Source organism: Streptomyces sp. NPDC058000 (genome assembly GCF_042886435.1).
Classification (GTDB): domain Bacteria; phylum Actinomycetota; class Actinomycetes; order Streptomycetales; family Streptomycetaceae; genus Streptomyces.
Map to the genome: position 1 here is coordinate 38745 of NZ_JBHVQS010000006.1, position 12228 is coordinate 50972.

Consider the following 12228-nt stretch of genomic DNA (forward strand, 5'->3'; position numbering starts at 1 on the left):
GTCAGATGACTGGGCACCTGCTCTGCGGTGACCGGTGCCCCATCACCGCGCCCGGGGCTCGTCGCTCCGGCCCGGACGGCACGTCGCAACGCGGGCCGGCACCGTGACACGTGTACGCCACACCGGCCGCCCGCTCTGCCGCTGTGCCCTGACGGACTCGGCGTCCCACCGGTAGTTCGACTGGTGGGACGACGGGCGTTGTCGGCGATGGTGGCCTGTGGTCCCGCTGCTGCCCTAGAGTGACGCAGGTCCATGAACAGCGTTCTTCGGGAGGGGAGTTGACACCATTCCGGCCACGACGCGCATCCCGCGGTGACCGCTGTGCTCTTCGCCGCGACCGGCCGGAGACTCCTACTGCTCCGGCGGCAGGGCGTCGTGCAGCTGGCCGCGCGAGGTGATGCCGAGTTTGGGGAAGATGCGGTAGAGATGCGAGCCGACCGTGCGATGCGACAGGTACAGCTGCTGGCCGATGTCGCGGTTGGACAGCCCCTTGGCGGCCAGCCTGGCGATCTGCCATTCCTGCGGCGACAGGCGGGACGCCCCGCGTACCGACGCGACCCTGTCCTTCACTCCCGAGCTCCGTAGTTCGCGGGCGGCACGCTCGGCCCACGCGCCGGCCCCCAGCACCGTGAAGACACTGTGGGCCGCCCGCAACGGGGCCCGCGACTCGGTGACTCGGCGGCGGCGCCGCAACCAGGTACCGAAGGCCAGGTCCAGCCTGGCCCGATACCACGGTAACGCCGCCCGGCTCAGTGCGAACGCCCGGGCGAAAGCGGCTTCGGCATCCAGGTCGTTCGCCAGCAGCGCCTCGGCGAACCGCACGGCCCGCACCGCGCCCGCTCCCGGCGAGCGGCCCAGCGCGGGTCTGAGCCGGTCCAGGATCTCTCGTGCCTCGGCCTGGTGGCCGCCGCCGACGGCCGCCTCGGCCAGGTAGTCCAGCCCCCAGAACTGCAGGACCGGGTGGTGGGCGTGGTCCGTCTCATCCGTCGTCCGGCGCAGTTCGAGGAAGGCGTCGGAGTAGTTCTCCCGGCCGAGCTCGGTGAAGCCCTTGGACAGCTGGACGCTGTTCAGCATGGCCTGGTTGCCGGCTGTGACCGCGACCCGCTCCACCGGGGCCAGCAGTTCCCGCGCACGCGCGGCCTGACCGCGCAGGCCCGCCAAGTGGGCCGACGCGAGTGCCGCGCTGTCCTCCCAGATCGGCTGTCTGGTCTCGGCGGCCAGCCGGCTGACCTCGTCGACGGTGGCCTCGGTCAAGTCCCAGCGTCCCAGGTAGAACGCCGAGAACGTCTGGGTCGCCAGCATGGCCGTCAATAACCCCAGCCGGCCCTGAGCACGCAGCCTGTCGACGGCGGGCCGGCAGAACAGCAGACACCGCTCGAACTCCCCGGAGACGAAGGCCGCGCGGGCGAGGAGCATCCGGGTCCCCGGGTCGGAGAGGTCGCCCTCCGATGCCCACCAGGCCAGCTCCTCGACCACCGTGCCGTGCCGCTCCAGGCCGCCCGCAGCCGCCCAGGCGCAGAGCAGCCGCGGATCACGGTCGGAATGCCGGAGCCGGCCGCCGGCGGCCAGCCGATCGGTCAAGGCCAGCAGGTCGGCGCGGATCTGCCGGCCGGGTTCGACCCACCAGCAGCGGGTCGCCGTCCCCGACAGCAGGTCGGCGGCGATCTCGGGCTCCCCGTCGTCCAGCGCCTGTCTGGCCGACGCGGCCAATTGCCGCACGATCTCGGAGTCGCTGGTGACCCCGTCGACGAACGCTCCCTGTAACCAGGCCAGTGTGCCTCGGTCGGCCGGGTCCAGCATGGCCGCCTGGATCCGCTCCATGTAGCGGTGCACGGTCCGGGGACGGCCGAGCTGGAAGGCGACCTCGGCGGCCCGCAGCAGCCGGTGGCCCCTGCCCGTCTCGGTCTGCGACAGATCGGCGGAACGTTCCAGCCAGGTCGCGGCCGACGAGGGGGCGCCGCGCTGCACGGCCCGGTCGGCCGCCTGGTCCAGCAGGCAGGCCAGGTCCTCGTCCGGTCCGTCAGAGGCGGCCGCGAGGTGCCAGGCGTACCGGTCGGGGAAGCCGGTGAGTACCTGCGCCAGCGACTGGTGAGCGCGCCGCCGTTCCGTCTCGGATGCCGTCTGCAACACGGCGGAGCGCACCAGCGGGTGGCGGAAGGTCACCGTCGTGCCGTCGGTTGCGGCCAGGTGCAGGCGCACGGCCTGCTCGGCGTCGCGGGCCGCAACGTCGGAGCCGGTGAGGTTCGCCGCGGCGGCCACGGCCTCGGCCAGCAGCTCACCGTCGTTCACGGCGGCCAACAGCAGGAGCAGTCGGGGCCGTTCGTCCAGCTCGGCCAGGCGGGCCGCGAAGGCGGTCTCCAGGCGGGCGGTCAGCGGCAGCGCGCCGCCCTGTATCCCCTGAGACCGCAGAGCGACCGGGAGTTCCAGCAGGGCCAGCGGGTTGCCCGCCGCCTCGTCCAGCACCTTGTCCTCCAGGTCGGGCGGGAGGTCGACACGTCTCCGCAGCAGGGTCCGCGATGCGTCCGGACCGAGGGCGTCCAGGCTCTGGCCGGTCACCGCCCGGTGCGGCCGACTCGCGGCCAGGAGGACGAGCGGCTCGGAGTCCAGGCGTCTGGCCACGAACTCGATGACGTCGCGGCTGGCGGCGTCCAGCCAGTGAAGATCGTCCACGAGGAGCAGGAGCGGTCGCTGCTCGGCCGCCTCGGCGAGCAACTCCAGCGCGGCCAGCGCCACCAGGAACAACTCGACCGGGGCCTGTGAGAGGCCGAAGACTCCGCGCAGCGCCTCCTGGTGGACCGGCTCCAGTCGGTCCAGGCAGGCCCGGACGGGATAGAGCAGGCTGTGCAGTCCGGCGAAGGACAGGTGCCGCTCGGACTCCGCGCCCCGAGCCGACAGCACGGCCAGTCCCCGCGCCCTGGCCTCGTCGGCCGCCGCCGCCAACAGCGCCGTCTTACCTATGCCCGGTTCCCCGACGAAGACACGGGAGCGACCCCGGGCCGCGATGGCGTCGAGGAAACCGACGATCGTGGCGAGCTCCGTCTCACGCCCCACCAGGACCGTTCCCTCGTCCACGCCCTGCCCCTCACCGTAGGCGACGCTCACCCGGCCGTGGCGGAACGGCCGGAAGCGAGCCTAACCGATCAAGGTAGCGCTGCCTCGTGTCTCCCCGCCCCCGGTCGCATTGCGGTGCGGACGGCCTCGACAGCGGACTGCGGGGGTGCCGGATCAGCCCGGCGCGCGAAGGCTCAACCGCGCTCAGAACGGGTTCAGGCGGGAGGCGAGTTGGGCCCGGGAGGTGATGTCGAGCTTGGGGAAGATCCGGTAGAGGTGCCAACCGACGGTACGGGGCGAAAGGTAGAGGCGTTCGCCGATCTCCCGGTTGGACAAACCCTGGGTTGCCAGGCGGGCGATCTGCAACTCGTGCGGAGACAGCACCGCGTGCGCCGCCGGGGCCACCGACAGGGCCCGCTCCCCCGCGGCCCGCAGCTCGGCCCTCGCCTGCTCGGCCCATCCGGTGGCGCCGATCAGCTCCAGAGTTGCCCGGGCGGAACGCAACAGCGTGCGCGACTCGGCCACCCGGCGACGGCGGCGCAACCACGTCCCGTAGGCCAGCTCCAGCTTGGACCGGACCAGCGGCCAGCGTGACAGGTCCTCCGCGAGCGCGGTCCGGAACAGATGCTCGGCATCCTGCTCTTCCGCCAGTACGGCACGGGCGTAGAGCAGATGGGTGTGCAGGAGCGGGGACGGCGTGACCGACGCGACCCTCTCCAGGTCCGCGAGCACCCCCCGGGCCTGCTCCTCGTGACCGGAGTGCACGGCGGCCTCGGCGAACAGCAACACCCCGTCGAAACTCGCACGCTGGTGGTAGTTCGGGGAGTCGGGGTCGAAGAGACTGCACAGCTCGTCATAGGCCATGGCATGCCGTCCGGTGGCCACGAACGCCGCCCCCTTGGCCAACTGGACGCAGGCCAGCAGGTGGACGAGGCGGCCACGGTGGGCGGTGGTCGCGACGGAGGCGGCCAGCCCCAGCGCTTCGTCCACCTCGCCGCGCAGTCCGCGGATGACCGCCTCCAGCACCAGTGCCCCGTTGCTCCAGATCGCGCGCGCGGACTCTCCGGCCGTGCGGTGTGCCTCCTCGGAGACCGTCGCGGCCCGCTCCCAGTCTCCCGTACACAGCAGATGACCGATCTGAAGGATCAGCGTGTGCGACAACAGCCCGAGCCGCCCCTGTTCACGGAGCTTCAGTTCGGCCCGGCCGAGCAGGCCCACTGCGCGGACGGGGTCCCCGATCGCGTGGGCGGCCATACCGAGCATCCGTAACCCCTCGACGTCGGCGTAGGCCGCCGAGGCCGTGCCGGACAACCAGTCGTGCACGACGCGTCCGCGAAGTACCGGTTCCGCCACGGCGAGGATCGCGAGACGGCGCGGGTCGTTCTCGGTCCCTTCCAACGACTCCACTGCCGAGACCACCACGGCCCTGGCGTCCGGGCCGGCATCGGCCCACCAGCACCGCAGGGCCGCGCTCAACAGCAACCTCAACGCCAGTTGGACGTCGCCCTCGTCCGCCGATTCCCGCGCGGTCTCGCACAGCTGCGGCACCCGGAGCGCGTCTTCGGGCCCCCCGTTGTCGGAGAGCTCCCTGAGCCACTCCAGCCGGGCTCGATCGAGCGTGGTCAGGCCGGACCGCTCGGCGGCCCGCAGCAGCCGTTCGACCTGATCGGCCCTGCCGAGGCCGAACGCGTGCTCGCAGGCCAGCAGGAGCCGACGACCGCGTTTGGCGTGGTCGCTGGTCAACTGCGCGGACCGTTCCAACTCCCAGGCCGCCATGGCCGTACCACCGCGGCGCAGCGAGATCGCGCGACTGGCCACCAGCTCGTCGGCTATGTCGTCGTCGGGGCCGATGATGGACTGCGCCAGGTGCCAGGTCCGGCGGTAGGGCTCGTCCGCCAGCACTTCGGCCAGCGCCGCGTTCGCCGACAGCCGCCGGGTCAACGTCTCCGACATCTGCACAGCCGAACGCACCAGCGGATGGTGGAACAGCAGGCGTAATCCCTCCAGCCGCAGCAGCCGGGCCGCCACCGCCGCATCCAGCGCCTCCACCGTGAGCGTCCGTCCGGCCAGCACCGACGCCGCCGCCAGGATCTCCGACAGGTCGTCGGCGTGGTCGACGGCCGCGACCAGCAACACGTCCCTGCTGTCGGCCGGCAGCTCTGCGGCCCGGCCGGCGAAGGCACGCTCCAGGCGCGCGGTGAGCGGCAGAAAGCCCGGTGTCGCCTGCTGTGCCGCCTCCCGCTGGTCCCGCCACGCGACCGGCAGCTCGACCAGCGCGAGCGGGTTGCCCCTGGCCTCCCTCAGGATCCGTTCCCGCATGGGCAGGCTCAGATCGCCGGCCTCCTGGGCCAGCACGTGCCGGGCGGTGGAGTCGTCCAATCCGGCCAGGTCGAGGTCGGCCGCCCCGAGCGAGGCGAACGGGCCGGCATGCCCTTTGTGCAGCGCCGCGACCACCAGGATCGGGTCCCTGCTCACCCGCCGGGCCACGAACGCCAGCGCCTCCTGCGTCGGGGCGTCCAGCCACTGCGCGTCGTCGAGGGCCAGGAGCAGCGGGGCGTCCTCGGCGGCCTCCGCCAACAGGTTCAGGACGGCGAACGCGACCATGAAGACCTCGGGTACCGGGCCGTCCACCACACCGAAGGCCGACTGCAACGCGGTTCGTTGGGGAGCGGGCAGCCGCCCGACGCCGGCCATCACCGGCCGCAGCAGCTGGTGCAGTCCGGCGAAGGGCACCCTGGCCTCCGCCTCGACCCCGGTGGTCTCCAGGGCGACCGCTCCGGACTCTTCCGCGGCCGCCACGGCGGCTCGCAGGAGGGTGGTCTTGCCGATGCCGGGCTCACCGAGAACGGTCAGCACACCGCCCGTACCGGGAAGCCGTCCGATCATCTCCCGGAGCGTGCGCAGTTCGTCGTCGCGTCCATGGAGTTGCGTCGTCACCACTGATCCACCCACTGAAGTCTTCCGTCTCGTAGCGTGCCCGGGAGGGAGAGCCGGCACCGGCACCACCGCCCTCCAGCCGGAGGAAGGGCGCGTCCTGTGAGTCACAGCCCGCGCGGAACCCGACGGCGGCAGGAAGCCCCGCTCCGGGGCGAACTCCGTACCACCCGTGCAGCGGCACCTCCCGCTGCACGGGGGCCGGTCGACCCCGGCCCTGCTCCACGACGGTCCGCGCGCCGGGCAGTTGTCCGGCCTCCCTCCCGGCCCGTATGGCCCTCCGAGGAGCTTCCTTCTCCCGTGTCCGTCATCCGGACCCTAGTGACGGGAGTGCACGGTGAGCCTGAGTCGAACGACTGAACTGAACGGCGACGGCCGTGGTCGTCCGAGCGGGCGCCCACGCACGGCAACCGGCCGCTGCCGGATGTCCGGGCGCCGCGGCGGTCACCTCCGCGCCAGTTCCAGGATCAGCGCGGCGATGTCCTGCGGAGCCTCCTCCGCCATGAAGTGGCCGGCCCGGGTGGTGAAGTGCTGCAGGTCGGTGGTCCACGGCCGCCAGATCGCGGCGGCGTTGAACCCGAGCTGCCGGCCCGAGTCCTGCTGGACGACCGTCACCGGCATGGTGAGCCGGTTGCCGACGTCGAGGTCGGCCCGGTCGTGTCCGATGTCGACGGTCGCGGTGGCGCGGTAGTCGGCGACGATCGAGGCGATGGCGTCCCGGCATGCGCGCAGGTACTCGGCGCGTACGTCTGCCGGGATCGCTCCGGGGCTCGTGGACCAGGCGTCGAGGAAGTGTCCGAAGAACGCGTCGGGGCTGCCCGCGATCAGCTGGTGGACGGCCCTGAAGAGCAGGCTCTGACCTGGCACTGAGCGCCCGTCCTGGACCTACTGGACGCTCCTGGACGGGGGTTACAACCTGTGCCCTGCGGTTCCACGACCGACGGTCCGTCGTGCAGAGGTAGCTGTCGGCGACAACGCGCATTGCCAGCCGACTCGGCACGCGTGCTGAGGCTGAGCCAGAAGCAGGTGAAGACCTACTGGCGGATCGCCGTCACGTCGCCCTCCGGGTTCAAGAGCCTCACGCAGAGCGCTCCCAAGCCCCTTTTGTGCGCAACACGCCAGCCTCTACCGCTCCAGCCGCAGAGACGAGAGGTACCGCGACGACACTGATACAGACATTGCAGGGTCAACCAAGAGACCAGGCCGCTCTTCCTAAGCACTGGAGACTGCGGATGGCCGCCCTCCGCAACGGCGCCGAGAGCCCTTCCCGGCTTTCGGTGATTGACGCCAAGATCCGGACCACGCACGGACCAACTCCCGCCCGACGGTCGCCTCGGCCGCCATCACAGCAGGTGAGCACCGCTATGAGCCCTGTACCACCAGCAGACCAAGAATCTGCTGGTAGTCCTCTGTCTGTCCGAAGGCGCCCTCGTCCCGTTGTACGGGCCTTCCCTGGGGAGAATCTGGGGAGTTCAGGCGGCACTGGGGAGCGCGTGGGGAGAACCGGCTGAGCAACACGGCACGAGCCTGCAAGACGCTGAAAGATCTATCCCCGCAGGTCAGAGGCCCGAATGACCGAATCATGCCAGGTCAGAGCACCTAGGTAGACGACTTCACGATGTAGGTGTATCCCGTGAACGCCCCGGTGGCGGACAGCGTCCCGGCCACAAGCACCGTCCCGAACCGGCGGCCGTCGGGGCTGGTTCCGTAGGCGGCGGGCTCTTCTTCCGGATGCGAGGTCGGCAGGAGAATGGCGATCGTCACCAGAGAGACAAGCGCCAGAGCCGCCAGCATGGCGACGGGCACCTGCCAGTCGCCATGCTGGCCCAGCCAGGTTCCGACAGGAACACCAAGCACCAAGGCCAGTGAACCCGCGACGGACAGCGCTCCGACCACACGCCCACGGACCTCGGGCGCGAACAGGCACACCGCGACCGGCCCCATCACGGCCCAGAACAGCGCCTGGGCGAGCGCCGTCAGCAGCCGCGCCACAAGGAGCAGCCAGTAGGAGGTCGACAGCGCCGCAACCAGACTGGACACGACCAGCGCGGCCAGCAGTCCCGTGAGCACATGACGTCGGGGCACAGCCTGCACAAAGTGGGCGAGCGGCACAGACACGACGGCCACCGTCACGGCGTAACCGGTGACCAGGAGGCCGACCGCTGACAGGGAGACCCGAAGGCTTTCGGCGATGAGCTCCAGCAGGCCGACCGGCAGGTTCTCAGCAGTGTTGAAGGTGAAGGCAGCCAGCATCAGGGCCACGAGCACCGCCAGAGCGTGCCTTGGGGCTGTTTGCCCCGTGACTGCAGGGTCTCTTCCTGTACTCCCCCGTTGCGGCTGCTTCGTGGCCCCGTCCATGGAGGTACCTCACCGGGCTCACGGGTTCCGCCGCAACCGAATTGATCCAGACGTGGGCGGCCCACCCGGCCGCCCACTCCGACCCCACAGGAAGGCACCGCAGCCCATACCTACGTTCACCGTCCTCTATGGCATCCCCACCACACCGATCGGCCCCGAGGGCGAAGCGCTCCTCGCCCTCGGCCACCCTTCCGACCGCGTCGCCGCCGCCTACCATCAAGCAGCCCTGCGTCGCCACTTCTCTTGGGGTGGCCGGTCCCGGCGTGCGTTCCAGGGAGGTCTTCGCGGATCCGTGGCTCGGCTCGGAAAGGCACTGATCGCAACATGTGTGGTGCAAGCTGACTCCCCGTCAGCCCGCCGGTGGGTGCTGCGTCTTGGCCGGCGTGGGCTTCGGCCGGGCCGGTCAAGGCAGTCGGCAGCTCATCGAGGCCCCGCGCTCCTATTTGACCCCGGCTGCAAAGTACGGGTCAGGGCTTCACGACCATGGTCTTCTAGGCTGGCGGGCCACCATCTTGGTCTTGTCGAGGTGTCCGTACACCGTCGACCTCGGCACGCCTAACATGTCGGCGATCCGCTGAACGATCTTCTCCCGCTCGTTGCAGAGGCGTTGGGCGAGCGCAGCCTGGTCCTCATCCGCCTGGGACGTGGCCATGCCGAGGGCCCGACGGCCTCGTGCGACCTCGCATCCGCGGCAATCGACCCATCGCATCTGACGCTGACCGAGAGCGCCGCCACGTCACCCAACGATCCGATGATCCGCAGGAAGCTGCCTAGCTCGGGGAGATTGCAGCCTCGATGTGGGCGAGATGGGCGGCGAGGATCTCCTCGAACGCGTCGCGGCGGTCTGCACCGAGGGGGCGGATGTCGCGAGCGTAGTGGGCCAGGGTGGGAAAGCGTTCGGGGTCGGCGCCCAGTACCGCCACACGGAACTGCTCCATGCCCTGTTCGTTCTCTTCGGCGGTGATGGTGCTGATGCCCGCCTCGGAGGCGATCAACGCGGCGAGGAGGATGACGATCCGGTGGTAGCGCGCCGGGATCTCCTGATCGGGCAGGCCCGAGGCTCGCAGGGACTGCAGGATCTCTTCCATGAGCAACCGGGATCCGGTGCCGCCGGACGCGTAGCGCCCCCAGATCACGGCGAGTTGGGGCTGCCGGCCGAAGGCTTCGCGCAGGCGAAGGGCCGTGGCGGTGATGCGCTGCTTCCAGTCGCCCTCGGGGCGGTAGCCGTCCATGGCGGACGCCAGGATCCGATCGGAGACCGCGCGCAGCAGTTCGGTCTTGTTGCGGAAGTGCCGGTAGAGGCTGGAGGAGTCGGTCCCGAGCGTTGCCGCGAGCTTGCGCACGCTGAACGACTCTGCGTCGCCCGTACGCAGCAGTTCCGCCGCCGTGTCCAGGATCTCCTCGGTCGACCAACGCCTTCGGCCTGCCATCTCGCCCCTCTCGTCCGGGCTCAGTCTAGTCTATGCACTTGCTGTTGCACGCAGTGCGTGCATACTAAGGACGTGCGCCTGCCAGGAGGCAAGGCCGGGAGAAGAAGGAGAGACACGGACATGAGCCAGACCACAGCTGCGACGCGGCCGCCGGAGCCGGACTTCGAGGCGTTAACGACCGAGGAACTGATCGCCTACCGCGACGCGGAGAACCGCTTCCGGGCATCCGACGCGGCGCGGGCGATCATCGGGGAGCCGGACCCCGGCGCCGCGATCGAGTGGCGTAACGTCGCGCTGCCCGGACGCGACCTCCCGGTCCGGCTGTACCGGCCGGCGTCGACGGGTGACGGTGACGCCGCCCGAACCGACCTGCCACTCGTGGTCCACGTCCACGGAGGCGGCTTCGTCGGCACGGCGGTGCAGTGCGACTGGACCAACAGCCACCTCGCCGTCCAACTGCCCGCGCTCGTCGTCTCGGTCGAGCACCGCCTCGTCGCCCCGGACAGTCCGCTCGCGAACGCCGCCGACGACGGCTGGGACGTGCTGCGGCATGTGGTGCAGCACGCCGCGCAGTGGGGCATCGACCCGGCGCGCACGGCCGTCTTCGGTGAGAGCTGCGGCGCACTCGTCAGCGCCTTGACGGCCATCCGGGCCCGGGAGGACGGTCTGCACCTGGCGGCGCAGGTGCTGGTCAACCCCGTGGTCGATGTGACCGACACGATGTACGACCACCCCTCGATCGCCGAGTATGCATACAGCCCGACCCGCGCCCTGCCGCAACTGCGGCTCCTTCAGCGGCTCGCCGTCCCGGCGGGAACGGACGCCCGGGCGTTCTCGCCGCTCTACGCGGACGACCTGAGCGGGCTCGCCCCGGCGCTGCTCGTGGTGCCGACCCAGGATGCGCTCGCCGATCACGGCCGCCGCTACGCCGAGCGGCTGCGGGCCGCCGGGACGTCCGTGCGGCTGACCGAATACCCGGGCGCGAGGCACGCGTTCCTCACCCTGCCGGGAGTGGAACCGCAGGCCGGAGCCGCCCAGGCGGAGATCCTCGCGTTCCTCCGCGCGGCCCTGGCGACGTGATGGGGGGAACGATGCACACCAATACCCTGGGCGCCGACGGCCCCGCGGTCTCCCGACTCGGTCTGGGCTGCATGAGCATGACGGGCAGCTACGGCCCCGCCGACCCACATGAGGCAGCGGCCACCGTGCTGGAGGCCCTCGAATGTGGCGTCACCATGTTCGACACCGGCGACTTCTACGGCGACGGTGCGAACGAGGAACTCCTCGGCCAGACCCTCGCGCCGCACCGTGACCGCGTCGTGCTGGCCACCAAGACGGGCATCCGGCGCACCGCCGAAGGGCTGGTCCCCACCGGTTCTCCCGGCTATCTGCGGCGTGCCTGCGAGGCGTCGTTGCGCCGGCTGCGCACCGACCACATCGACGTGTACTACCTCGCGCGCATCGACCCTGTCGTGCCCGTCGAGGAGTCGGTCGGAGCGCTGGCCGAACTGGTCGCCCAGGGCAAGGTGGGCCACATCGGGCTGTCCGAAGTCTCCGCCGCCACCCTCCTACGCGCCCACGCCGTACACCCCATCAGCGCCGTCCAGACCGAGTACTCACTGTGGGAACGCCATGTCGAAAACGACATCCTGCCCGCTCTGCGCAGCATCGGCGCGGCCCTGGTCGCCTACAGCCCCCTCGGCCGCGGCCTGCTCACCGGAGCCGTCCGCGCCACCACCTCGTACGACAGCGGCGATTTCCGCGCCACCGCCCCCCGCTACACCGGCGACAACCTCAGGGCCAACCTGGCCATCGTCGACGCCCTCACTCGACTCGCCGCCGCCACGGATGCCACCCCCGCCCAGGTCGCCCTGGCCTGGCTCCTCAGCCGTGGCAGCGACGTCATCCCCATCCCCGGCAGTTCGCGTCGCCCCCACCTGCGCGACAACCTGGCCGCCCTCGATCTGCACCTGACCGCGACCGACCTCAGCCGCATCGACGTTGCCGTCCCCACCATTGGGGCCCGAGGGGCGCGATACGGCGACCACGGCATCGGCATGATCGACCAATGAGACCCGGAGCAGGGTATGCGCGGGCGGAGATCGTCGGGCTCTTGCGAGCCATCTTCGCCGCACGACTCGATATGACTCAGGGGAAGGCGCTCGGATGGGGAAGACCCCCATGAGCGATGGGCAATTGGAACGATGTGCACGGGTCTCGGGCTCACCGTCCTCGCGACGATCGTCCCCTACGCCGACCGTGATCTGCCGGCCGGCGACGTCCGGGCCGGCTACCCCACGTACGCCCATGCGCGGGTCGACTCGGCTGTCGGCACCTGCCCGGTCGTGTTGTCCGTCATCGGAGCGTTCGGTTCGGTGTCCTCGCCTGGCTCGGGACGACTTGGGCCGTCAACGCGGGCGAGTGGTGGGCACGCCCCGCCGCGACCGTGATGTTC

5 protein-coding genes and 2 pseudogenes are annotated in these 12228 nt (G+C 70.8%); 2 read left to right on the forward strand and 5 right to left on the reverse strand.

The genetic code is table 11. The features are described 5' to 3' along the window. Window positions 1–351: 351 nt before the first annotated feature. The 5 genes and pseudogenes from ACFVT2_RS08830 to ACFVT2_RS08850 form a co-directional block, all read right to left on the reverse strand. Window positions 352–3072, reverse strand: coding sequence for an AAA family ATPase (locus ACFVT2_RS08830; RefSeq protein ID WP_390013967.1), 2721 nt, complete (start codon window positions 3070–3072; stop codon window positions 352–354). Window positions 3073–3255: 183 nt separating this feature from the next. Further along, window positions 3256–5988 (reverse strand): AAA family ATPase, encoded by a 2733-nt coding sequence (locus ACFVT2_RS08835; protein WP_390013970.1) that lies wholly within the window; start codon window positions 5986–5988, stop codon window positions 3256–3258. 441 nt (window positions 5989–6429) lie between these two features. Next, window positions 6430–6816 (reverse strand): annotated as a pseudogene (locus ACFVT2_RS08840) (alpha/beta hydrolase); the annotation flags it as partial. Between the two features lie 783 nt (window positions 6817–7599). Continuing rightward, window positions 7600–8238 (reverse strand): annotated as a pseudogene (locus ACFVT2_RS08845) (MFS transporter); the annotation flags it as partial. An 875-nt stretch (window positions 8239–9113) separates the two neighbouring features. After that, window positions 9114–9773, reverse strand: coding sequence for a TetR/AcrR family transcriptional regulator (locus ACFVT2_RS08850; RefSeq protein WP_390013973.1), 660 nt, complete (start codon window positions 9771–9773; stop codon window positions 9114–9116). A gap of 120 nt (window positions 9774–9893) precedes the next feature. On the opposite strand from ACFVT2_RS08850, the gene ACFVT2_RS08855 reads away from it, so the two are divergent. Both ACFVT2_RS08855 and ACFVT2_RS08860 read left to right on the forward strand, forming a co-directional pair. Continuing rightward, window positions 9894–10853, forward strand: coding sequence for an alpha/beta hydrolase (locus ACFVT2_RS08855; RefSeq protein ID WP_390013976.1), 960 nt, complete (start codon window positions 9894–9896; stop codon window positions 10851–10853). Between the two features lie 11 nt (window positions 10854–10864). Next, window positions 10865–11845: an aldo/keto reductase gene (locus tag ACFVT2_RS08860; RefSeq protein WP_390013978.1), complete on the forward strand. Its 981-nt coding sequence runs from the start codon at window positions 10865–10867 to the stop codon at window positions 11843–11845. The last annotated feature ends 383 nt before the right edge of the window (window positions 11846–12228 follow it).